This window comes from Streptomyces sp. NPDC097640, assembly GCF_040302705.1.
In the GTDB taxonomy this organism is placed as follows: domain Bacteria; phylum Actinomycetota; class Actinomycetes; order Streptomycetales; family Streptomycetaceae; genus Streptomyces.
This window is the reverse complement of the sequence record NZ_JBEOSB010000012.1, coordinates 60,795-83,564: the sequence shown is the minus strand read 5'-3', so window position 1 is coordinate 83,564 and position 22,770 is coordinate 60,795. Positions and strand designations below refer to the sequence as shown.

The following is a 22,770-nucleotide window of genomic DNA, read 5'->3' as shown; positions in this document are numbered from 1 at the left end:
GTAATCGGTCACCCCACCGCGCCACCGCTCCTCCCCGCACCGCCGCCGACCAGGTAAGACAACGGTCGTACAACGGGCACATCCGGGCACGATCCGCGTCGCGACAGCCCTGGCCCTCCTGTTGCCTGTTTGTAAAACTGCCACGCAAGTCAACAGCGGCAGGCAGGAGGTGCGGTGTGGACGCGGACGAACGCCGTCGGGAAATCCTCGACGCGGCCCGGCGTGCGGGCTCCGTCGATGTCGGCAAGCTCGCCGCGGACCTCGGCGTCTCCAAGGAGACGGTGCGACGCGATCTGCGGGTGCTCGAGGACCACGGGCTGGTGCGGCGCACCCATGGTGGCGCTTACCCCGTGGAGAGCGCCGGGTTCGAGACCACCCTGGCCTTCCGCACCACCATGCACGTCCCGGAGAAGTCACGGATCGCCGCGGCCGCGGCCGATCTGCTCGGCGACGCCGAGACCGTCTTCATCGACGAGGGCTTCACCCCGCAGCTGATCGCGGAGGCCCTGCCCCGGGACCGTCCGCTCACCGTGATCACCGCCTCGCTGGCGGCCGCGAGCGGCCTGGCCACCCGCGAGAACACCACCGTGCTGCTGCTGGGCGGCCGGGTCCGCGGCGGCACCATGGCCACCGTCGACCACTGGGCCACCCATATGCTCTCGGGCTTCGTCATCGACCTGGCGTTCATCGGCGCCAACGGCATCTCCCGCAAGTACGGGCTCACCACGCCCGATCCCGCGGTCAGCGAGGTCAAGGCGCGGGTGGTCCAGGTGTCGCGGCGGAAGGTGTTCTCCGGGGTGCACAACAAGTTCGGGGCCGTCAGCTTCTGCCGGTTCGCCGATGTGTCGGACTTCGAGACGATCGTGACGGACACCGGGCTCCCGCTGACCGAGGCCAATCGCTACTCGCTGATGGGGCCGCAGATCATCCGGGTCTGACGCCCCGTCCGCCCGCTCTCCCGGCTCCCCTCACTCTTCAACTGTTCCTTCGATTGGACCTGTTATGCCCATCCTGACACTTCGTGCTGCCCGGATACCGGTCGTGGCCATGGCCGCGGGGGCACTCCTCGCGGGGTGCGCCGGTATGGGGGGCGGCGGTTCCGGTGGCAAGACCATCAATGTGCTGATGGTGAACAACCCTCAGATGATGGACCTCCAGAAGCTCACCGCCAAACACTTCACCGCGGAGACGGGCATCCGGGTCAACTTCACGGTGATGCCCGAGAACGATGTCCGCGACAAGATCAGCCAGGACTTCTCCAACCAGGCCGGGCAGTACGACGTCGCCACCATCAGCAACTTCGAGGTGCCGTTCTACGCCAAGAACGGCTGGCTGCTGCCGCTGGACGACCATGTCTCCGACGACCGGGCCTTCGACCAGAAGGACATCCTGCCCTCGATGCGGCAGTCCCTGACCGCCGACGACGGCAAGCTGTACGCCCAGCCGTTCTACGGCGAGTCGTCCTTCCTGATGTACCGCAAGGACATCTTCGCCGAGAAGAAACTCAAGATGCCCGAGCGCCCCACCTGGGAGCAGGTCGCGGACCTCGCGGCCAAGGTCGACGGCGCCCGCAAGGGGATGAAGGGCATCTGTCTGCGCGGGCTGCCCGGCTGGGGTGAGCTGATGGCCCCGCTCACCACCGTCGTCAACACCTTCGGCGGCACCTGGTTCACCAAGGACTGGAAGGCCCAGCTGGACTCGCCCGAGTTCACCGCGGCCACCAACTTCTATGTCGACCTGGTACGCGAGCACGGCGAGGCCGGAGCGGCCCAGTCGGGCTTCGCCGAGTGCCTCAACAACCTCACCCAGGGCAAGACCGCGATGTGGTACGACGCCACCTCCGCCGCCGGCTCGCTGGAGAGCGACAAGTCCCCGGTCCGGGGCAAGATCGGCTACGTCCAGGCGCCCGTGGTGAAGACCAAGAGCTCCGGCTGGCTCTACACCTGGGCGTGGGGCGTGCAGAAGGCCACCCGCAACAGCGACAACGCGTGGAAGTTCGTCTCCTGGGCCTCCAGCAAGAAGTACGAGGAGCTCGTCGGCCGGACGCTCGGCTGGTCCAACGTGCCCGCGGGGAAGCGCACCTCCACCTACGCCAACGCCGAGTACCAGCAGGCCGCCGGCACCTTCTCCGAGGTCACCCGCCAGTCCATCACCAGCGCCGACCCGCGCGACCCGGGGGTGCAGCCGCGGCCGACCATCGGCATCCAGTTCGTGGACATCCCCGAGTTCTCCGACCTCGGGACCAAGGTCGCCCAGGAGATCAGCGCCGCCATCGCCGGAAAACAGTCCGTCGAGTCGGCATTGCAGAAGTCTCAGAAGCTGGCCGAGAAGGTGGGCGAGGAGTACCAAGATGACTAATCCAGTGGCGACGACACCCGTGCGCAGCGGACCGCCCCCAACCGTGGCCGCCCCGCCCGGACGCCCGGCGCGGGCGCCCAAGGCGGCCCGGGCCTGGGCCACCAGGGCTCCCCTGATGCCCGCCCTGATCTTTCTGATCGTGGTCACCCAGCTGCCGTTCGTGGCAACCCTGGTGATCTCCCTCTTCGACTGGAACTCGCTCAAGCCCGACGAGCGCGCGTTCACGGGACTCTCCAACTACACCTCGGTGGCGAGCGACGCGACGCTGCGCGAGTCGATCATCACCACCGTGCTGCTGACCGCGACCGTGGTGATCGTGAGCGTGGTGCTCGGGCTGCTGCTGGCCCTGCTCATGGACCGCAAGTTCCGCGGCCGGGGGCTGGTGCGCACCATGCTCATCGCGCCGTTCCTTGTGGTGCCGGTGGCCTCCGCGCTGCTGTGGAAGCACGCGCTCTACAACCCGGAGTACGGGCTGTTCAACGGCGTGCTCAGCTGGGTGGGCGACCTGTTCGGCGTGGACAACCCGCCGCAGCCGGAGTGGATCTCCGACATGCCGCTGCTGGCGGTGGAGGCCTCGCTGGTGTGGCAGTGGACCCCGTTCATGATGCTGATCCTGCTGGCCGGGCTCCAGAGCCGCCCGCTGGACATGATGGAGGCGGCCCGGCTGGACGGGGCCGGCAACTGGCAGATCTTCCGCTTTCTGACCCTGCCGCATCTGCGGCGCTATCTGGAGCTGGGCACCCTGCTGGGCTCCATCTACATCGTGCAGAACTTCGACGCGGTGTTCACCATCACCCGGGGCGGCCTCGACACCGCCAACCTCCCGTACACCATCTACGAGACCTTCTACAACGCCCACGAGTACGGGCAGGCATCCGCCGCCGGTGTGCTGGTGGTGATCGGCACGATCATCATCGCCACCTTCGCGCTGCGCGTGGTGTCCTCCCTGTTCCGTGAGGAGGTGTCCCGCGCATGACCTCCCTGACCGCCCCGGCGGCCGTGGGTACCGTACCCCCGGCCGCCCGCCGGGCCCGCCGCCGCGGCGCCGCGCTGGGCCTGCTGGCCTGGCTGACCGGCATCGTGTTCGTGCTGCCGGTCGCCTGGATGGCGCTGACCTCGTTCCACTCCGAGGCCGACGCCGCCACCAACCCACCGTCCCTGGCCGCCCCGCTGACCCTGGACGGCTACCGCGAGTTCTTCGGGGTGAACGGCGGGGCGGACCCCTGGCCGCCGCTGCTCAACTCCATGGGCGCGAGCCTGTTCTCCACCATCTTCGTGCTGGTGCTCGCCCTCCCGGCCGCGTACGCGCTGTCGATCCGGCCGGTGCGCAAGTGGACGGACGTGATGTTCTTCTTCCTGTCCACCAAGATGATGCCGGTGGTGGCCGGGCTGCTGCCGGTGTACCTGTTCGCCAAGAACACCGATTTCCTGGACAACATCTGGCTGCTGGTCATCCTCTACACCTCGATGAACCTGCCGATCGCGGTGTGGATGATGCAGTCGTTCCTCTCCGACGTCCCGGTGTCCATCATCGAGGCGGCCCAGATGGACGGGGCCAAGCTGCCGACCGTGCTGTTCCGGGTCGTCGCCCCGATCGCGGCGCCCGGCATCGCCGCCACCTCGCTGATCTGCTTCATCTTCAGCTGGAACGAAATGCTGTTCGCCAATGTGCTCACCGGCGTGGTGGCACAGACGGCGCCGGCGTTTCTGACAAGCTTCGTCACCAGTCAGGGACTGTTCCTGGCACAGGTGTGCGCGGCCTCGATCGTGATTTCCCTGCCGGTGCTCGCCGCCGGCTTCGCCGCCCAGGACAAGCTGGTCCAGGGCCTGTCGCTAGGAGCAGTCAAATGAGGGCCGCCGTCATCGAAGCCCCCGGCAAGGTCACCGTCGCCACCGTCCCCGACCCGACCCCCGGGCCGCGCGATGTGGTGGTGGATGTGGCGGCCTGCGGACTGTGCGGCACCGATCTGCACATCCTCCAGGGGGAGTTCGCCCCCACCCTGCCGATCGTCCCCGGCCATGAGTTCGCCGGGGAGGTCGTCGGCATCGGCAGCGAGGTCACCGAGGTGGCGGTGGGCGACCGGGTCGCCGTCGATCCCTCCCTCTACTGTCACGAGTGCCGCTACTGCCGTATCGGCCGGGGAAACCTGTGCGACCGCTGGAACGCCATCGGGGTCAGCGTGCCCGGCGGCGCCGCGGAGTTCGCCGTGGCGCCGGTGGCCAACTGCGTACGGCTGCCCGAGCATGTGGCCGTCGCGGACGCCGCGCTCATCGAGCCGCTGTCCTGCGCGGTGCGCGGCTACGACGTGCTCAACAGCCGCATGGGCAACGAGGTGCTGATCTACGGCTCGGGCACCATGGGCCTGATGATGCTGGAGCTGGCCAAGCGGACCGGGGCCGCGAGCGTGGACATGCTGGACATCAACTCCGACCGGCTCGCCACCGCCAATCTGCTCGGGTGCAGCCGCTCCGCCGCCTCGGCCGACGAGCTGGACCAGCCGCGCGGCTGGGACGTGGTGATCGACGCCACCGGCAACCAGGCCGCGATCCAGGACGGGCTCGGCCGCGTCGCCAAGGCGGGCACCTTCCTCCAGTTCGGGGTCTCCGACTACGCGACCAAGGCCGTCATCGAGCCGTACAAGATCTACAACCAGGAGATCACCATCACCGGCTCCATGGCCGTGCTGCACAGCTACGAGCGCGCCGCCCAGCTGTTCGCGGCCGGGGTGCTCGACCCGAAGGTGTTCATCAGCGACCGGCTGCCGCTGGAGCAGTACCCGCAGGCGCTCGAACAGTTCCGGTCGGGACAGGGCCGGAAGATCGTCGTCGAGCCCTGACACAGCAACAGGCGTGCCACCACGCGCCGTTGACGGCCCGAGCCCGGCACCCCAGGCTTGGGCCGTACTGATCTCCGATCTCCGGATGCAAGGGAGGGGTGCGGCATGAGCGGCGACGCGGTGGTGGTGGTGGGCGGCGGCCTGGCCGGGACGCTCGCGGTAGCGGCGCTGCTCGGGCACGTGGACTCGGTCACCGTGATCGAGCGCGACCGCTACCCGGAGCAGCCGGTCTTCCGCAAAGGGGTGCCCCAGGGCCGCCATCTGCACGTCTTCCTCTCCGGCGGGCAGCGCGCCCTGGAGCGGCTGCTCCCCGGGGCCATCGCGGAGCTGGAGGCGGCCGGCGCGCACCGCATGGAGGCGCCGCGCGATGTGCTCACCAGGACCCCGAGCGGCTGGCACCGCCGCCTCCACGAGGGCAGACACGCCGTGATCAGCTGCACCCGCCCGCTGTTGGACGCCACCGTGCGGGCCCAGCTCCTCGCCGAGGCCGCGGGGTCCGGGACCCGGGTGGAGGTGCTGGAGGCGTGGGAGGCGGTCGGGCTCCTCGGCGGCGCGGACCGGGTGACCGGGATACGGGTGCGCTCGCGCGACACCGGGCACGCCGAGCGGGAGCTGCCCGCCGACCTGGTCGTCGATGCCTCCGGGCGCGGCTCGCGCGCCCCGCGGTGGCTGGCGGAGCTCGGCCGCCGGGCGCCGCGCGAGGAGGTGATCGACGCCGGAATCGGCTACTCCACCCAGATGTTCCGGCCGGCCGAGCCATTGCGCACGGCCGTGGTCCTCGAACCCAGGCCCGCTCTCCCGCGCGGCGCGGCGTGGTCGCCCGTCGAGGGCGGCAACTGGCTGCTGACCCTGGCCGGGGTGCGCGGCCATCACCCGCCCACCGACGCTTCCGAGGTGCCCGACTTCGTGGCCTCGCTCGACGAGCCGTATCTGCTGGACCACCTCAGGGCCTGCGAGGCGGTGTCCCCGCCGTACGCCTACCGCGACACGGCCAACCGCCGCCGCGACTACCACGCTCAGGGCGGGGTCCCGGAGGGTTTCCTCGCGGTGTCGGACGCCGCCTGCACCTTCAACCCGATCTACGGGCAGGGCATGTCGGTGGCCATGCTGAGCGGACTGGCCCTGCGCGAGTGCGTGGCCGACGGCGGCCTGCGCCGCCCCGGCTTCGCGGCCATGGCCCAGCGCGCCGTCGCCCGGGCGGGCGAGACCGCGTGGCTGACCGCCGTGGGCGCGGACCGCCCCTACGCCGCGGGCGCCGACGACACCCCGCCGGGGGCGGCCGAGCGGCTTCAGACCTGGTACTTCGGGCGGCTGGCGGCCCGGGCAACGCATGACCCGGTGGTCGGCGCCGCCTTCCGCGACGTCACACATCTGACCGCGCCGCCGTCCCGGCTGCTGGCCCCCGCGGTGGCCCTGCGCACGGTGGTACTGCCGCGGCGGCCCGGCCTGGCGAGCATCCCCCTGCGGGTGGAGGGCGCGTAGCGCGAGTCTCATGCGACCTGGCGCGGAAATGACCCGAACCCTCTGGTCAGCCGCCGCATGACAGCATGGGGAAATGACGACGCACCCGTTTGAGAACGTGACGCACGTCGCGGCGCTCGGACCCGTTCTCGATCGCTTGGGCACCGTCTTCCGGACATTCGACGAGCAGGACTCCGGCTGTGTCTCGTACGGGCTGCTGGCGTCGGGGCAACGATGGTTCGTGAAAACGTCCTCCACCCGGAAGGGAACCTCCTCCCTGGGCCGGGCGGTGTCGTTCCATCAACGGATCGCGCATCCGGCCATCGTGCCCCTAGTGCACTCCTTCACCACGGACGATGGCCTCGTACTGGTTCACCCCTGGATGAGCGGCGAGGTGCTCTACCACCCGACGCTCTCACGCCGTGGGGGCCGGGCGGATCCCGGCAGCCCGATGGCACGGTTCAGGGCCCAGCCTCTGGCCCGGATTCACACGGCGCTGGATTCGCTTCTGTCCGCCCATCTGGCCGTGGAGGAAGCGGGATTCGTCGCGGTCGACCTCTATGACGGATGCATGTTCTACGACTTCGACGAGCACCGCATGATGCTGTGCGACATGGACGAGTACCGGGCGGGCCCCTTCGTCCTGGAGGCGGACCGGCTGCCCGGGTCCACGCGCTACATGGCGCCGGAGGAGTTCGTGCGCGGAGCGGTGATCGACATCCGGACCACGGTCTTCGTGCTGGGCCGGGCGCTCCGTCTGCTCCTGGACGCCGGCGACGAGGAGAGGCAGTGGCGCGGGACGGCCGCGCAACTGGAGGTCGTCGGGACGGCGACCTCCGCCGTCTCGGAGCGCCGTTTCCCCTCGGTCCACTCCCTCGTCGAGGCCTGGCGGTCGGCCGGATCCCGGCACGCGTAGGACCCGCGAGCGCGGTGACGTAGAGTCCGACTTCTTCCCCCCGACAAGGAGACATGTGGCATGCCCGACCGAGCTCGGATTCAGTTCCTCTACACCGGGGGCACCCTTGGGATGGTCGGCTCACCCCGGGGCCTGGAGCCCGGGGCCGATGTGCGGGGAGAGATCGCCGCGCTGCTGCGCGACAGCGGTCTGGACGTGTCGTCGGGGTTCAGCGAGTTCCACCGCACCATCGACTCGTCGAACGTCACCCCCGCCGACTGGCAGCAGATGGTGGACCACCTGCGCCGCCACCGGGACGAGCACGACGGGTTCGTGGTCCTCCACGGCACCAACACACTCGCCCACTCGGCGGCGGCCGTTTCGTACGCGCTCACCGACTTCGGCAAGCCGGTGGTGTTCACCGGCGCTCAGGTGCCTTTCGGGATGGCGGGGTCGGACGCGCCCGGCAATGTGCTCGGCGCCGTCGAGGCGGTGATATCGGGGGCGTTCGCGTCGGTCGCGCTGTTCTTCGACGGCGTGCTGCTCGCGGGCGCCCGGGCCACCAAGGTGTCGGCGCTGGACATGCGCGGCTTCGCCAGCCCCCATGCCGAACCTCTGGAATGGCGCTCGGGGAGTGTGCGGGAGGAACCCGATCCCCTGGCGCGTCCGCAGGTCTGGAAGAACCCGCTGCCGTACCGCGGACACGACATCGCCGTCATCACCGCCGTGCCCGGCATGAGCGCGGAGCGCTTTCGCGCCATGACGACCCCTCGCCCCAGCGCGGTGATCTTCCGCACCTATGGGGCCGGGGAGGGGCCCGGTGAGGCGGAGGGGCTGCCCGAGGCGGTCGGCGAGCTGGTGTCGGGGGGCACGCCGGTGGTCGTGGTGAGCCAGTCCCTGCGGGCGCGGGTCGATCTGGGGAGGTACGCCGCCGGGGAGTTTCTGCGGGGGGCGGGCGCCATCGGCGCGGAGGACATGACGTTCGAAGCCGTGTACACGAAGCTCATGTTCCTGCTGAGCCAGGGCGTCGACGGACAGCACATGGAGAAGTGGCTGCTGACCGACCTCGCCGGTGAGGTGTCCGCCCCACGGCCCGCCCGCTGACGGAGCGCCCCCGCACCCCGCCCCCGCGCGGGGGCGGGGTGCGGGTGGCAATCAGCCGAGGGCGTCGCGCAGATGGGCGGCCGCGGCCTGCTCCAGGTGGACCAGGTCGCTGCTGACCGTGGCGAAGGTGAAGCCCTGGGCGAGCCGCTTGGCGGCCGTGGCGCCGTTCGGGCAGTGGATCCCGGCCGCGATGCCCGCGGCCTTCGCCGCCTCCGCCACCTTCGTGAGTGCCGCCTCGAACGCCTCGGCGACCGAGGGGTCGGTGGAGGTGCTCCCGCCGAGGGCGATGGTCAGGTCGGAGGGGCCGATGTAGACGCCGTCGAGCCCCTCGGTCGCGCAGATCTCCTCGGTGTTGCCGAGCGCCTGGGCGGTCTCGATCATCACGATGCAGGCGACCTGCTCATTGGCCTCGGCCGGGGCCGGGCCCACCCGCAGCCCCGAGCGCATCGGCCCGTAGCTGCGGACGCCGTGCGGCGGGTAGCGGCAGGCGCTGACGGCGGCGGCCGCCTCCTCGGCGGTGTTGACCAGGGGGACGATCACACCACGGGCGCCGGCGTCGAGGGCCTGGCCGATCCAGAAGCCGTCGTTGGCCGGGACCCGGACCATGCCGGCGCTGGTGCCGCGCGCGTCGATGGCGGTCATCGCGCCGAGGATGCCCTTGTAGTCGAGGAGCCCGTGCTGGGCGTCCACACAGACGTAGTCGTAACCGAGCCCGGCCAGGCGTTCGGTGCCGACCGGGTTGTCGAGGACGACCCAGTAGCCGAGGATTCGCCGGCGTGCGCGCAGGCGGGCCGCGAAGTGGGCGGGGGAATTGGTCATATTGCCAGCTTCTCTCATCAGCTCTCCCCGCCTCATGCGTGTTATGAGCGAAACGCTCGCATAGTTGCACGCAACACGCAAGACTTAGCAGCACGACCGAGAGGAATGGCGCAGAATGCGCAAACTGATAGGGTGACCCGCCAATCGCGGCCAGTCGCGGAGAGGAGACAGGCATGAGTCCGGCACGTTCGCGCACATCACGCACGTCGGCCGCACCGACCGGGGCGGAGGACCGCGGAAGGCTGCGGGCCCAGGACCGCCGGGCACTGATCGCCCGCATGATTCAGACCGACGGAACAGTGGTCGTCGAGGAGCTGGCCCGCTCCCTGGAGGTCACCCCGTCCACGATCCGCCGGGACCTCGCCCTCCTCACCGAGCAGGGGACCATCGCCCGCACCTACGGCGGCGCGATGAGCGCGGGGCACACGGCCGAGCCGACCCTCGGGCAGCGCAGCGGTCTGGCCGTGGCCGAGAAGGATCGCATCGGGCGCTGGGCGGCCGCCCGGATCACGCAGGGGGACACCGTCATCCTGGACGCCGGCACCACCACCGGGCGGCTCGCCCACCATCTGCGCGGCCGGACCGAGCTCACCGTCATCACCAGCGGGCTGACGGCCCTGCGGGAGCTGGCCGAGGCGGACGGCGTCGAGCTGATCACGCTCGCAGGGACGCTGCGCCATGTCAGCCAGGGCTTCGTCGGCCCGCTCGCCGAGCTGACCCTCTCCCGCCTCACCGCGGACAAGGTGTTCCTGGGCGCCGACGGCCTCGACGCGGAGCTCGGCATCTGCGAGGCCAGCCTTCAGCAGACCGCGCTCAAGGAGCTGATGGCCCAGCGCGGCGGCCAGGTGTACGTACTGGCCGACAGCAGCAAGCTCGGTCAGTCGCCCTTCACCGCCTGGGCCCCGCTCACCGCGCCCTGGACGCTGGTCACCGACAGCGGCGCCACCGATGACCAGCTCGCGCCCTTCCGGGCCCTGTCCGAGGTGGACGTGGTCACCGTTTGAAGACGTGCCGCCCCGAGCCCACCTCGAACGGCTCGCCGTCGCCCGGCAGCTGGACCTCGGCCCGGGTGTTCGGCGGCACCAGCACCTCCACGACCAGCTCGTCGCCCTCGTAACGCCAGCCCGCCTCGGCCCGCCCGTACGGGGTCAGGTGGGCGGCCTTCGCGTGGTCGAGCCCGCCGCCGGGGACGGGCGCGATCCGCAGCCGCCGCCAGCCGGGGGCGGCCGGGGCCAGCCCGGCGACGGTGCGGTGCAGCCAGTCGGCCACGGCGCCGAGGGCGTAGTGGTTGAAGGAGGTCATCTCGCCCGGGTTGATGGTGCCGTCCGGGAGCATGGAGTCCCAGCGCTCCCAGATGGTGGTCGCGCCCATGGTGACCGGGTACAGCCACGACGGGCAGCCCTGCTCCAGCAGCATCCGGTAGGCCAGCTCGGGCTCACCGGCCGCGCACAGCGCGTCGCAGATCAGCGGGGTGCCCGCGAAGCCCGTGGCGATCCGGAAGTCCGCGTCCCGCACGATCGCGGCCAGCCGCGCCCCGGCCCCCGCCCGCTGGCGCTCGGTCGACAGCAGCGCGAAGCACAGCGCCAGCGCGTAGGCGGTCTGGGCGTCGGAGGACAGCCGGCCGGCCGGGGTCAGGAACTCCTCCTGGAAGGCCGACCGCGCCTCCTTCGCCAACGCCTCGTAGCGGAGCGCGTCGTCCGTCTCGCCCAGCAGCCGGGCGGTCTCGGCCAGTACCTCGGCCGATCGCACCAGATAGGCGCCCGCCACCAGATCGCCGTCCGTACGGGCGACCTCCGGGCGGTCCGGCGGGGCCGCCGGGTCGAGCCAGTCGCCCAGGTGGTGGTGGTCGCGCCACAGCCCGCCGCCCTCGCGCGCGTACCGGGCTGCGGTCTCCACCCAGGCGCGCATGCTGGGGTACTGGTCGCGCAGCAGCCCCGGATCGCCGAAGCGCTGGTGGAGCACCCACGGCAGCAGCACCGCGACATCCGCCCAGACGGCCTGCGCCCGGGGGAAGGGCTCGAACTCCTCCGGTATGACGTCGGGCACCACGAGCGGCGGCACCTGTTCGGGGTGGGCCAGCTGTTCGGCTGACAGGTCGCGCAGCCAGCCGGCGAGCATGCCGGAGCAGTCGTAGAGGAAGGTGGCGGTCGGTGCGAACACCTGGATGTCGCCGGTCCAGCCCAGGCGTTCATCGCGCTGTGGGCAGTCGGTGGGGATGTCCAGGAAGTTGCCGCGCATGCTCCATACGACATTCTCGTGCAGCCGCTCCACCAGGGGCTCGGAGCAGGAGAACCAGCCGGTGCGCGCCATGTCGGTGTGTATCACGACGGCCTGGACGTCCGCCGGGTCCAGCGTCCCCGGCCAGCCGGTGACCTCGGCGTAGCGGAAGCCGTGGAAGGTGAATCGCGGCTCGTAGGTCTCGGTGCCCTCGCCGCGCAGGGTGTAGGCGTCGGTGGCCTTGGCCTCGCGCAGCGGGCGCACCCCCAGTTCGCCGCCTTCCAGCACCTCGGCGTGGCGCAGGGTGACGGTGTGCCCGGCCGGGCCGCTGACCGTGATGCGCAGCCGCCCCACCAGGTTCTGGCCGAAGTCCAGGACGGTACGGCCCGAGGGGGTGGTGATCACCTCGGTCGGCGCCAGGGTCTGGAGGCGCCTGACCGGCGGGCCGGTCGGCGCCACCAGCTCCCCGGCCGGCGGGTCGGCCTGCTCGACCGGGCTCCAGCCGGTGGTGTCATGGCCGGGGCGGGACCAGCCGTCGCGCTCCAGGCGGGCGTCGTACACCTCGCCGTCGTAGATCTCCGAGCGCAGCAGGGGGCCGGTGGCGGCCCGCCAGTCGGGGTCGGTGGCCACGGTCTCGCGCGTTCCGTCGGCGTACTGGATCTCCAACTGGGCCAGCAGTGCGGTCTGTTCGCCCCCGATTGCGCGCCGCCCGCCGTGGAAGCCGATGCGGCCCGCGTACCAGCCCTCCCCCAGCAGCGCGCCGACGGCGTTCGCGCCCTCGCGCAGCAGGTCGGTCACGTCAAAGGTCTGGTAGCGCAGCCGGTGGGCATACGAGGTCCAGCCCGGGGCCAGTACGTGGTCGCCGACCCGTACGCCGTTGAGCTCGGCCTCGTACACGCCGCAGGCGGTGATGTAGAGCCGCGCGGCCGTCACCGGGCCGCGGACGGTGAACTCGCGGCGCAGCAGGTCGGCCGGGTGCGGGCCGTCCGCCTGGGACCGGCCGGACGTGATGGGGCGGGCCGTCCAGTCCTCGGGCAGCAGGAGCCCGGCCTCGGCGTGGGCGGGCTCGGACCATTCGGAGGGTCCGTCGCCGCCGGCGCCCCAGACGCGGACGCTGACGGCCACCCGCTGCCGCGAGCGCAGCGCCGGGCCGGGCCAGGGGACGAGCACGGACTCCGCGGACTCCACCCGCCCCGGGGCGGCGAGTTCGGTGCCGTCCTCGGCGCACACCCGCACCTCGTACGCGGTCTGCTGCCAGCCCTCGGCGTCGGTGGCGGTGTGCCAGCTCAGCCGGGGCTCGGCCTCGCCGATGCCCAGCGGCTCCCGGTGATGTTCAAAGACCGGAGTGGTGACCTGCAACGCTGCTTACCTTCCTTACGAGTCGGACCGGCCTTACGAGTCGGACCGGATGAGTCGGACCGGGCCGAACAGGCCCGTGCGTACCTGGCCCGCCGCGACCGCGCGGGTCGGCGAGGCGTCGTCGAGATACCCGGCGAGCGTGCCGCTCACCACGATCTCGATGTCGTTGTCGCCCGCCCTCAGGGCGTCGGTGACCTCGACCGTCCACGGCCCCCACACCCGGCGGCCGACGAGGGTGCCGTTGACGTGGATCTCGGCGGTGCCGCGGACCTCTCCGAGGTCGAGGAGGGTCCGACCGGCCGGGGCCTGCGGGAGCTGGGCGGTGGTGCGGTAGCGGACCCGTCCACCCAGGGCGCGCAGGCCGAGCTCCTCCCAGGAGGCGAGCTCCACCTCGGCCTCGGCGACCTCGGCCTCGATCGCCGCGTCGAGGAGCGCGCCGCCCCGGCGGCCGTCCACCGCGACCACCTTGAGCAGCACCGGGGTGGCGGCGGCCAGCGGGGCGGGCAGCCGTACCCACCCGTCGCCGTCCGTCGCGTACTCCCGGCCCTCGACCAGGACCGTGACGCTCAGCGGGGTGGGGACGCGCAGCGCCGTCGTGCCGAGCGGGGCCGGGAAGCGCAGCCACTCCACGCGCTCGGGACCGGGCGCCAGGTCCGGGACGAGCGGCACGACGACACCGCTGCCGCCGGGGGCGGCGGCCGGCTCCAGCCAGTGGGCGCCGGGCAGCGGGTGGGGGCGGGCCCAGGCGCAGATCCACCGCGGGTCGCGGCCCCCCGTGGAGGTGCGCGACCGCAGCGGCACGGGCGCGCCGTCGCGGCTCGCCTCCCAGCCACCGCTGCCGCCACTGCCGCTACTGCCGCCACTGCCGCCGCTGCTGCCGCTGATCCAGCCGAGGCCGCCGCGCGCCGCCGGGGCCGAGTCGAGGGCCGCGCCGGTCGGGGCGGTGCCCGCGTCGGTGACCCGCAGCGTGAGGGTGTTCTCGCCGACGCGCAGCAGTTCGCGGAGGTCGTACGGGTGGACGCGGATGTCGCGGTGGCCCGGATACGGGTTGAAGTCGCCCTGGCGGCCCACCTCGACGCCGTTGACCAGCACGGCGCACGCGCCGTCGGCGGCGACCTGGACGACCGTGTCGTCCGGGACGCGGTCCAGCCGGGCGCGCAGCGTCAGTTCGTGGGTGCGGCCGGGGACCGAGCCGTCCCCGGGCTCCAGCCACTCGGGGCGGCGGAAGGCGTCCGGGTCGCCGACCACCGCGAAGGACGCGCGCACCGGCCCGTCCTCGACGGCGGTCAGCTCGATCTCCAGGGCGACGGTACGGCCGCGGGCGGACGGCGGCAGCGGGCTGAACGTGCGGTACCCCTCCCCCGCCGCGGGCAGCTCCGCCCCGTCGAGCAGCACCCGGCGCGCCGCGCCCGCGCCGACCGCGAGGTGCAGCCCGGCGCGGTCGGGGAGGGTCAGGTGCGTACGGACGGCGACCCGGCCGCCCGCCGGGACGGCGCGCCAGTCCAGGAACTCCTCGGGGACATATCCCTTGGGGCCAAGACGCTCGTCGTGCAGCGGGTCGTCGGGGATGCCGCGCGACAGCGACCACACCGCGGGCCGCCACGTCTCCGAGTCCGGGTCCGAGTCCGAGCCCGGGCCTGAGACCAGCGCGAACGGGCCGAAGCCGGCCGTGACGGGCGACCAGCCCCGCTCGGCTGCCTCAGGTTCCGGGCGTGCCAGGTGTTCCAGCCGCCACACCTCGATGGGCAGCACCCCCGTGCGGTGCGCCGCCGCGAGATCCCCGTCGCCGTTGTCCAGGGTGGAGGTGGCCAGCCCGCGCCAGGGGCCGGGCAGCGGGACGGTCCCGGTGGCCGGGCCGAGCGGGGCGCGGGTGGGCTCCGGCAGCTCCTCGGCGAGCACCACCAGCGCCACCGCCCCGTCCTCGAACGGCACCTCCAGGAGCCAGGCCCCGTCCGGCGCCCGGGTCACGGCCAGTTCGGTGCGGTCCCCGGTGCCCGGGTCCCAGCGCTGGGCGCGCGGCCGGTCCTGGCCCTCCAGGCGCACCCGGGCGGTGCGGCCGTCGGCGGGCACGAAGTCGTAGCCCTCGGTGCGCAGTTGCTCCCAGTACCGCTCCCAGGAGAAGCCGTCGGTGGGCCAGTCGCCCATGGGGAAGGCGACGATCGGCGCCTTGGTGCCGCTGCGGTCGTCGTGCGCGACGAGGGTGAGGACCAGCGCGTCGCGGTGGCGGCGGAGCAGGTACGGGGCGTCGGCGGTGACCCGCACCGGGCCCCGGGCCACCGCGCCGGGCACCTGCTCGGCGCTCTCGACGACGGTGACCAGGCCCCGCGCGACGGCGTCGGCGAACAGCCGCGCGGCCTCCGCACCGTCGTCGTCGGGGCCGCCGGGGAACAGCTCGGGCGCCCGGGCCACGCACACCACCCGGCCACCGGCCGCGGCGAAGCGGACCAGAGTGCGGGCCGCCGCGGCGTGCAGGGCGAGCGGCCCGGGCAGCACCACGGTGCGGTAGCGCTCCTGGCCGATGACCAGGGCGGCGCCCGCCCCGTCGGCGGTCACCTCGCCGCCCGCCAGCGTGTTCTCGTCGAAGGTGTCGTGGTCGAGTCCCGCGCGCTCCAGCACCCCGCGGCGCTCGGCGAACCAGCAGTTGACGCCGTTGAGCTCGTGGTAGAGGCGGCCCGCCTCGGCCGCCGGCGCCAGCGGCCCGTCCAGCGTGAGGTACGCCTGCGCGGCCGTGGTCGGCGACAGCAGGACCGTGTCGCACACATGGGCGCCCTCGGTCAGCACGGAGCACAGCCGCGCCACGGCGGTGGCGAACACGTGGTACGACGGCCAGTACGGCTGGCGCCAGCAGGTGGACGGCGGCGCCCACTCCCACCAGCCGCCGACGGTGCTGTAGTAGACCGCGTGCGGGTCGTAGAGGGTGGCGCCCCGGCGCAGGAAGGGCGCGAGCCAGTCGTAGGTCTCCTCCAGCGTGCCGCCCCAGCCGGAGGAGTGGAACGCCTCGATCCAGGTGCGCCCGTGACCGAGCGCGTGCGCCATCGAGCTGTGCACCTTGGCGTCGCCCCAGTGGTCGCTGCCCGGCGCCCCGTATCCGGCGTGGGTGCCCTGGTAGTCGCCGTACACCCGCACCCCGCCCACCGGGTCGCCCTCGCGGGCCGGCGAGGGCTGGTCGAAGCCGCAGACCAGGCCGTGCCGGGCGAAGAACGCCTCCTGGGGGTCGAAGAAGGCCCGGCGGCCCAGCCGGGCGCGGTGTTCGTGGTAGTCGCGGCGCACCCGCGCGGCATGCGGGTCCTCGCCCTCCCACAGCGCCCACAGCTCGGGGACCAGGTCGTAGCCGTACACCTCGGCGAAGCTCGCCGCGAAGTCGCGGCCCCAGGTGGGCAGGGCGGGCAGCTCGTCCTGGAAGAAGCCGCCAATGGAGCGGCCGAACCACTTTCCGACGTGCCGTTCGAGCGTGCCGTGCACCCGGTCGAGCAGCGCCGCACAGGCGGCCTCGCCGAAGTAGTCGAAGCCGCTCACCCCGCTGTGCACCAGGGTGACCTCGGCCGGGCCGCCGCTCCAGCGGGCCGCGCCGCCGGTGATCGGCACCGCGACCCGCCCGGCCGCGGCGCCGCCGTCCCGGACGGGGACGGCGTACGCCGCGAGCGCGGTGTGGCCGGTCGGGGGCCGCACCACGGTCTCGCCACCCTCCACGGGTGCGCTCGTACGGTGGAGGGCGAGCCCGGCGAACTCCGGGTTGCGGGCGGTCAGCTGCCCCTGGAAGTTGGCGCCCGAGAACCCGATCTGGTCGTACATCCAGAGGCTGAACCCCAGCTCGTCGGCGTCCGCGCAGGCCCCGTCGAGCAGCCGCAGCCACTCCGCGCTCAGATACGGCGGGTCGTCCGCCAGCGAGCCGAAGGTCGGTCCGGTCGGCGCGAGGCACATCACCACGGCCTGCCGGATGCCCTGGGAGGTCAGCTCCGCCATCTGCCGCCGCAGCCGCTCCCGGGTCACCTTCGCACCGCTCCACCACCAGATCGGCAGCGGCCCGTATTCGGGTGCGGGGTCGGTGAACCGGGAGAGCAGTTCACGTGCTGCGTCCGTCACACCGCCGCCCGGCGCTCGGCCTCGATCGCGTCCAGGGACTTCCCGGCCGTGTCCGGCATGAAGAAGTACCCGATGCCGCCGCTGATGACCAGGAACGTGGTCAGCAGGGCCGCGATGGTGGTGATCCCCGAGTCGGCGAGGTGGGGCACGAAGTAGCTCCAGATGCCGAGGCAGGTGCGCGCCGTGCCGAAGGTGAAGCCCTGGGCGGTGCCGCGCAGCATGGTCGGGAAGAGCTCCTGGCTGAACGTCTTGTAGAACGCCTCACCGGCCAGCGAGGCCCCCACGCCGAACAGGAAGGTGTTCAGGAGGATCGTCGGCACGGTGAAGGGGAACCACAGGAAGAGCGCGTAGGCGATGATCTGCATCACCGCTCCGACGGCCCACAGCATCCGGCGGGTGCGGTGGTCGCGGTCGGTCAGCGGCATGAACACCAGGACCGTCGCCGCGATGCCGACGCCGAACCCGGCGCAGGACAGTGCCACGCTGGTCCCCTGGCCGCCCGCGCCCAGGTTCTTGACCATGTACGGGGTGAACAGCCCGGCGGTGCCCGCGGCCAGGTTCCAGAACAGGTAGAAGCTCCCGGTCCACAGCAGCGCCTTCAGGTGCGCCCCGCGGAACAGCTGCCGCACCCCGGCCGCCGCGGCGGCCGCACTCTCGCCCGCCTTGCCCGCCTTGCTCGCCGCGGCCTTCCACACCGCCGACTCGGTCATCCCTCTGCGCAGCGCCCAGGTGATCAGCGCGACCACGAACAGATGGAGAAAGACGATGCGGATGCCCAGCAGATCCAGCGGGGAGAGCGCGAACGCCAGCAGGAGCACGATCAACGGCCCGACGTTCCAGGCGACCTGGGTGAACCCGAGCAGCTTGCCCCGGGCCCTGGCCGGCGAGAACTCCCCCACCAGCGCCAGCGAGGTCGGCACGTCGGCGCCCACCGCCACGCCCACCACGAAGGTGCCGATGAACAGCATCGCCGGGTTGACGGCGAGCGCGATCAACAGGATCGCGGCCGCATACACCAGCAGGTCCCACTGGTAGATCCGCTTGCGGCCGAGCTTGTCGCCGAGCCGCCCGCCGATGAAGGCCCCGACCGCCGCGCCGATGGCGTTGGGGCCGATGGCCGCGAGCGCGCCGACGCCGGTGAGGCCCGAGTCGCTGAGATTGAGTTCTTCCTGGAACAGCGCCAGGCCCGCGCCCAGCGCCACGATCGACCCGGCGTCCAGGTACGAGGCCATGCCGGCCAGGACCGACCATTTCCACTGCTGACGGCTGATGGTGCCCTCGGTCTCGGCCTCGGCCGAGGATCCTTGGGTCTCTTGATGCATGGTCATCCGGTCGCTCCCGTCCTCATTGACGTGTAGAAGCGGTGTGTAGAACGTTCTCCGAATTGAAACGACTCAACCGTGGGGCTCGGGGGGTGCGGGGGTCAAGTCACGGGCAGATAACGATGCGAAATCCAAGGTCCAGCGATCATGGAGGGCGGGTTCCCTTCGACGGCGTACAGTGGCGGACGTAGACCGTTTCACAGGACATCGGAGGTTGGCACCCATGGCCCGTACGAGCGGCCGGCGCCGCGTGACGATCACGGATGTCGCACAGCACGCCGGGGTCTCGACGTCAGCCGTGTCCAAGGTGCTGCGCAACGCCTACGGCGTGAGCCCCGCCATGCACGAGCGCGTGCGCTCCGCCATGGCCGAGCTCGACTACCGCCCGCACGCCGCCGCCCGCGGCATGCGCGGCCGGACGTACACGATCGGCGTCCTGCTGGACAACATCCGCAACGCCTTCTTCGCCGACATCCTCGACGGTGTCAATACCGAGCTGCGGGGCGGCGACTACCAGGTGCTGATCGGCGCGGCCGGCTTCGACGAGGAGGACCAGACCAGACTCGCCCGGGCGCTGGTGGACCGGCAGATGGACGGGCTGATCCTCATCGGCCCCGGATTCCCCCGCACCGAGGTGCTGCGCACGGCGGCCACCGTGCCCACGGTGGTGATCGGCCACCACGACCTGGCCGAGGAGCACGACTCGGTCGTCGACGCCGACGCCCTGGGCGCGGGCCTGGTGATCGACCACCTGGTCCGGCTCGGCCACCGCCGGATCGCCCTGACCTCCACCCACGGCAACCGGGGCAGCGGCTGGTCGGGCACGCCCGAGCGGGTCCAGCGCCGCGGCTACCACGAGGCGATGCGGCGACACGGCCTCCAGGACCTGGCGCGGGTCGCCATGACCGCGTTCTCCGAGGAGGGCGGCTACCGGGCCGGGATGGAGCTGCTGTCCTCGGCGGACCGCCCGACCGCCGTCTTCGGAGGCGCGGACGTGGCCGCGATGGGGGTCTTCCGCGCCGCGCGCGAGCTGGGGCTGCGGATCCCCGAGGACTTCTCGCTGGTGGGCTACAACAACACGGCCGTCGCCGCGCTCGCGCCCGTCCGCCTCACCAGCGTCGACCAGGCGGGCGGCCTGATGGGCACGACGGCGGCGCGGCTGCTCCTGGAGCGCGTCGAGGGCCGCACGCGGTCCGTGCTGATGACGGTGTCCCCGACCCTGGTCGTCCGCGGCACCACGGGCCCCCCACCACCCACCGACGGGTAGGCGGCCTGCGGGCCGGGAGGGGGGCTCCCGGCCCGCGGGGTGGGTCAGTCCACGAACAGGAGGTCGCGCGTGGCCGCCGCGCCCGTGAGCGCGCCGGCGAAGTTGTCCTCGACCTCCGCCTTCTCCGCCGCGTTGGGGTTGGGGTTGGTGCACGGGATACCGGCCGTGGAGCCGGACATCAGGCTCGAGCAGGGGCCCGGCTTCATGTCGGGCAGCCCCAGGATGTGGCCGAACTCGTGGGACGAGATCCGCACGGTGTTGTAGCCCTCGTCGACGGCCTGCCGCCCGAAGTAGATCGTGCCGCTGCCCAGGCTGGACGTGGCGGTGCGCGGCCAGCCGTTGTCCGCGATGATGCGGATGTTCGCCCGCTGGCCCGAGGCGACCGGCTTCAGGTCCACGTTCGCCACGCTGTCGTTCCAGATCGCGGCACCCTTGGTGACGGCGTCCTTGAACTCCGCGGCCTGGGACGCGTCGTACGTCAGCACCCTCGCGGCAATGACCTGCTGCTGCGCCGACCCGGACGCGGGCGCCGCCACCGCCTGGCCGCCCGCCAGGGCGAGCACCGCCACCGCGACGGCGGGTAATGCGCGCAGAGCCTTGCTGGATCTCACGATCGGCCTCCTCGTGGGGTAAGGAACCACCTCGTTGACGCAGGCATGACGATCCCATATGCCTCACGGCCAACACTGCCCACTCACAGCCATCCCCAACCGGCCCCCGCGGTCGGCCTGCCCACGGCACGGTCCACCCGTTCGGCGCACAAAAGCACGCGCAGAAGGTTGCCTCTGGCCGAGCACCACCACCCGCAGAACGACCTGGCTCCGAGGAGGCTCCGCGGTCACGAAACCCGTTCCACCTTGATTGCCATAAATGGTCACGTATTGTGTTGCAAGTCGGCTAATCCGTGGAGGAGGTGACGGCAATGCAGGCTGCCCAGACACGGAGGTTCCGGGGAAAGAACAAAGCACCGAAGTGGACCAAGCCCGACGACGGGATCGTGTCCGTCATGGTGCTGCCCCTGGCCGTCACCGACCCCGCCGACCTTGACAGGCTGAAGAAACTGTTCGGCGCGATGTGGTCGATCAAGCGGGCCGTCCAGCGGGATGCCCGCTCCAAGATCGACGCCTACTGGACCGCCAGGCACGAGCGTGCCCGCGACGGCGCAAAGGCCGTACGGCAGCGCCTCGGCCTCACCCGCGAAGCCCTGGAACGCTGCGCGTACAAGCATCTGGAAACCGCCGGGCACCTCAAGCACCATGCTTCGAAGGCCCTGGCGATGCACATCGCGGACGAGGTGTGGAACAGCGTCTCCCGCCACCTATTCACCGACTCCACCGGACAACGCTTCGGACGGCCGAAGGTCGGTCGCTGGTACGACTTCACCCGCATCCCCGGGCGTGCCCGCTCCCACACCACCGAACGCAAGTGGGAGACGTTCCGCCTGGTCGGCACCCTCCACGGCCACACCGTTACCTACACCTCCGGCGGCTGGCACGCGCTGATGCAGCCCCGCCGGATACCGAAGCCGACCGTGCCGACCGGCACCGTGCCCACGGGCAAAGTCACGGCCTCGGGGAAGGCGGGTACGCGGAAGGCGACCTGGTGGGACCACACGGGCCCGCTCGCCGTAGTGTTCGCGGGTGGCCCCGACTCCGGCCGGGGTGACCTCGTGCTCCCCGTCCGCATCCCTCAAGGAGGGGGTCAGTGGGCCCGCGTTGAGCACTTCCTCAGCAACCCCGCCCTCTGGCACAAGGTGGACCTCGTACGCCACCGCAAGGCCAGCGCGCCGGGCGGCTGGGCATACGAGGCGCACCTGATGGTCCTCGGCCCCGGATACGCCTCCCCGGCCGTCCGGCGGATGCGCGAGCAGGCCGCTGCCCTGGGCCGGATCGTCGGGGTGGACGGCAACGTCTCCAACCTCTCCGTCGTCTCCCTCCCCGCGTCCCTGGACCCCGCCGAAGGCACCCCGGCCTCCTCCGAGATCACACCGACCGAAAAGGAGAAGGAGCGGCTGGAGAAGGAAGCGAAGAAACGGCGGGGGCGTGCGCGGGCGCTGGAGCGCTCCCGCCGGGCAACGAACACCGCGGGGTACGGCCTGTCGAAGAAACAGACCAAGCGCGCCGCCCGCCGGGCCGAGAAGGGCCTCACGCCCAGGCAGGTCACGGTCCCCGGTGGCGCCCGTGCCGCACGCTCGGACGGCATGCCGAAGCAGGCATTCCGCCACGATCAGCTGTCGGTGAACTACCGAAAGTTACGCACTCGCCAGGCCGAGGCCGCCGCGAGTGCCGCCGAGCATCGACGGCATCGCGCCCGCCAGGTCGCCCGCGACATCATCGCGGTCCACGGCCCGAACCTGGTGGTCGAGGACTGCGACATCCGCACCTGGTACCGGCTGTGGGGAAAACGTCTGTCGCAGACCACGCCGGGCATGCTCATCGCGGCTCTGGAAGTGGAGTGCAAGGCAGCCGGGGGCCGCCTCGTACGGGCCTCCACATGGTCCACCGCGCTGTCCCAGCACTGCCTTTGCGGTGAGCGCGTCAACAAATCCCTGCGTGACCGGGAACACAAGTGCGTCACCTGCGGCCTCGTCGGCAAACGGGACCTCGTATCCGCTGCGCTGGCCGCATTCGTCCGCCTCAAGGAAGTGGACGAACCGAAGACCGCGTACCTGGACACCATCATGTCCCGGCGTGCACAGATTGTTTTTACTGAAGGGCTGGAAGAGGCCCTGCGTGAGTCAACCACACCGTGCCAGAACGCTCCTCGGAGTGCTGGTCGCGTGGCAGTCCCGCGACAGCGCGGGACCTCTGCTCACCGAACCGCCGGACGGCGGCGCCGAGCGACCCCGGATGAGACACGCCTCGTGCGTGACCACGCTGGAAAGCCCGGACACCGCCCCGCGTGCAGTCCACAGCTCACATTCTGGTGAACTACGGATCAAGTCTTAGACTCGCCGGGTGCCTCTCCCCGAGAACGATCCCCTCTGGAACAGTGACGTCAGCGACCCGGCCCCCAGCGGCCCGGACACAAGAGATCCGGACCCGGGCG

General features: G+C 71.8%; 16 protein-coding genes. 11 read left to right on the top strand and 5 right to left on the bottom strand.

Annotated features, from left to right (window positions below):
• The first annotated feature begins 176 nt into the window (after nt 1–176).
• The 8 genes from ABTY62_RS20400 (at nt 177) to ABTY62_RS20365 (ending at nt 8,655) form a co-directional block, all read left to right on the top strand.
• Entirely contained in the window at nt 177–938 is a 762-nt protein-coding gene (locus tag ABTY62_RS20400) for a DeoR/GlpR family DNA-binding transcription regulator (protein WP_352130829.1), read from the top strand.
• 64 nt (nt 939–1,002) lie between these two features.
• On the top strand, nt 1,003–2,358 hold the full coding sequence (locus ABTY62_RS20395) for an ABC transporter substrate-binding protein (RefSeq protein ID WP_352130828.1): 1,356 nt from the start codon (nt 1,003–1,005) through the stop codon (nt 2,356–2,358).
• A complete protein-coding gene (locus ABTY62_RS20390; protein ID WP_352130827.1) occupies nt 2,351–3,334 on the top strand; it encodes a carbohydrate ABC transporter permease in 984 nt (327 codons plus the stop codon). Before ABTY62_RS20395 ends, ABTY62_RS20390 begins: the two co-directional genes overlap by 8 nt.
• Nucleotides 3,331–4,209 carry a carbohydrate ABC transporter permease gene (locus ABTY62_RS20385; protein WP_352130826.1) on the top strand — a complete coding sequence of 293 codons (879 nt, stop codon included), beginning with the start codon at nt 3,331–3,333 and terminating at the stop codon, nt 4,207–4,209. Before ABTY62_RS20390 ends, ABTY62_RS20385 begins: the two co-directional genes overlap by 4 nt.
• Nucleotides 4,206–5,195: a zinc-dependent alcohol dehydrogenase family protein gene (locus ABTY62_RS20380; protein ID WP_352130825.1), complete on the top strand. Its 990-nt coding sequence runs from the start codon at nt 4,206–4,208 to the stop codon at nt 5,193–5,195. The genes ABTY62_RS20385 and ABTY62_RS20380 overlap by 4 nt, the downstream gene beginning before the upstream one ends.
• Nucleotides 5,196–5,300: 105 nt before the next feature.
• Nucleotides 5,301–6,677 carry an NAD(P)/FAD-dependent oxidoreductase gene (locus tag ABTY62_RS20375; RefSeq protein ID WP_352130824.1) on the top strand — a complete coding sequence of 459 codons (1,377 nt, stop codon included), beginning with the start codon at nt 5,301–5,303 and terminating at the stop codon, nt 6,675–6,677.
• A 73-nt stretch (nt 6,678–6,750) separates the two neighbouring features.
• Nucleotides 6,751–7,572, top strand: a complete 822-nt coding sequence (locus ABTY62_RS20370) for a serine/threonine-protein kinase (RefSeq protein ID WP_352130823.1) — start codon at nt 6,751–6,753, stop codon at nt 7,570–7,572.
• Nucleotides 7,573–7,632: 60 nt separating this feature from the next.
• Nucleotides 7,633–8,655: an asparaginase gene (locus ABTY62_RS20365; RefSeq protein ID WP_352130822.1), complete on the top strand. Its 1,023-nt coding sequence runs from the start codon at nt 7,633–7,635 to the stop codon at nt 8,653–8,655.
• A 51-nt stretch (nt 8,656–8,706) separates the two neighbouring features.
• Here ABTY62_RS20365 and ABTY62_RS20360 read toward each other — a convergent pair whose 3' ends face one another.
• Entirely contained in the window at nt 8,707–9,474 is a 768-nt protein-coding gene (locus ABTY62_RS20360; RefSeq protein ID WP_352130821.1) for an HpcH/HpaI aldolase family protein, read from the bottom strand.
• A 173-nt stretch (nt 9,475–9,647) separates the two neighbouring features.
• Here ABTY62_RS20360 and ABTY62_RS20355 point away from each other — a divergent pair, with 173 nt between their 5' ends.
• Nucleotides 9,648–10,478 carry a DeoR/GlpR family DNA-binding transcription regulator gene (locus ABTY62_RS20355; protein ID WP_352130820.1) on the top strand — a complete coding sequence of 277 codons (831 nt, stop codon included), beginning with the start codon at nt 9,648–9,650 and terminating at the stop codon, nt 10,476–10,478.
• Here ABTY62_RS20355 and ABTY62_RS20350 read toward each other — a convergent pair.
• From ABTY62_RS20350 to ABTY62_RS20340, 3 genes are read right to left on the bottom strand one after another with little or no spacing between them, the layout of a single operon-like run.
• On the bottom strand, nt 10,468–13,050 hold the full coding sequence (locus ABTY62_RS20350) for a family 78 glycoside hydrolase catalytic domain (RefSeq protein WP_352130819.1): 2,583 nt from the start codon (nt 13,048–13,050) through the stop codon (nt 10,468–10,470). The two genes, ABTY62_RS20355 and ABTY62_RS20350, sit on opposite strands and share 11 nt — an antisense overlap.
• Before the next feature lie 33 nt (nt 13,051–13,083).
• On the bottom strand, nt 13,084–17,133 hold the full coding sequence (locus ABTY62_RS20345) for a hypothetical protein (protein WP_352130818.1): 4,050 nt from the start codon (nt 17,131–17,133) through the stop codon (nt 13,084–13,086).
• Complete coding sequence (locus ABTY62_RS20340; RefSeq protein WP_352130817.1) at nt 17,130–18,461, bottom strand: MFS transporter; 1,332 nt, start codon at nt 18,459–18,461, stop codon at nt 17,130–17,132. Before ABTY62_RS20340 ends, ABTY62_RS20345 begins: the two co-directional genes overlap by 4 nt.
• Nucleotides 18,462–18,678: 217 nt before the next feature.
• Here ABTY62_RS20340 and ABTY62_RS20335 point away from each other — a divergent pair, with 217 nt between their 5' ends.
• Nucleotides 18,679–19,722 (top strand): LacI family DNA-binding transcriptional regulator, encoded by a 1,044-nt coding sequence (locus ABTY62_RS20335; RefSeq protein WP_352130816.1) that lies wholly within the window; start codon nt 18,679–18,681, stop codon nt 19,720–19,722.
• 44 nt (nt 19,723–19,766) lie between these two features.
• Here the strand turns inward: ABTY62_RS20335 and ABTY62_RS20330 are convergent, their stop codons facing one another.
• The gene (locus tag ABTY62_RS20330) at nt 19,767–20,333 is read right to left on the bottom strand and encodes a snapalysin family zinc-dependent metalloprotease (RefSeq protein ID WP_352130815.1); all 567 of its coding nucleotides are present in this window, start codon (nt 20,331–20,333) and stop codon (nt 19,767–19,769) included.
• 311 nt (nt 20,334–20,644) lie between these two features.
• Between ABTY62_RS20330 and ABTY62_RS20325 the strand changes: the two genes are divergently transcribed.
• Entirely contained in the window at nt 20,645–22,651 is a 2,007-nt protein-coding gene (locus ABTY62_RS20325) for a zinc ribbon domain-containing protein (RefSeq protein ID WP_352130814.1), read from the top strand.
• Nucleotides 22,652–22,770: the final 119 nt, after the last annotated feature.

Excerpts from the sequence above, each read along its gene's own strand:
- ABTY62_RS20395 (WP_352130828.1), top strand. The coding sequence starts at position 1,003 with ATGCCCATCCTGACACTTCGTGCTGCCCGGATACCGGTCGTGGCCATG.
- ABTY62_RS20390 (WP_352130827.1), top strand. The coding sequence starts at position 2,351 with ATGACTAATCCAGTGGCGACGACACCCGTGCGCAGCGGACCGCCCCCA.
- ABTY62_RS20385 (WP_352130826.1), top strand. The coding sequence starts at position 3,331 with ATGACCTCCCTGACCGCCCCGGCGGCCGTGGGTACCGTACCCCCGGCC.
- ABTY62_RS20380 (WP_352130825.1), top strand. The coding sequence starts at position 4,206 with ATGAGGGCCGCCGTCATCGAAGCCCCCGGCAAGGTCACCGTCGCCACC.
- ABTY62_RS20375 (WP_352130824.1), top strand. The coding sequence starts at position 5,301 with ATGAGCGGCGACGCGGTGGTGGTGGTGGGCGGCGGCCTGGCCGGGACG.
- ABTY62_RS20370 (WP_352130823.1), top strand. The coding sequence starts at position 6,751 with ATGACGACGCACCCGTTTGAGAACGTGACGCACGTCGCGGCGCTCGGA.
- ABTY62_RS20365 (WP_352130822.1), top strand. The coding sequence starts at position 7,633 with ATGCCCGACCGAGCTCGGATTCAGTTCCTCTACACCGGGGGCACCCTT.
- ABTY62_RS20360 (WP_352130821.1), bottom strand. The coding sequence starts at position 9,474 with ATGACCAATTCCCCCGCCCACTTCGCGGCCCGCCTGCGCGCACGCCGG.
- ABTY62_RS20355 (WP_352130820.1), top strand. The coding sequence starts at position 9,648 with ATGAGTCCGGCACGTTCGCGCACATCACGCACGTCGGCCGCACCGACC.
- ABTY62_RS20340 (WP_352130817.1), bottom strand. The coding sequence starts at position 18,461 with ATGACCATGCATCAAGAGACCCAAGGATCCTCGGCCGAGGCCGAGACC.
- ABTY62_RS20335 (WP_352130816.1), top strand. The coding sequence starts at position 18,679 with ATGGCCCGTACGAGCGGCCGGCGCCGCGTGACGATCACGGATGTCGCA.
- ABTY62_RS20325 (WP_352130814.1), top strand. The coding sequence starts at position 20,645 with ATGCAGGCTGCCCAGACACGGAGGTTCCGGGGAAAGAACAAAGCACCG.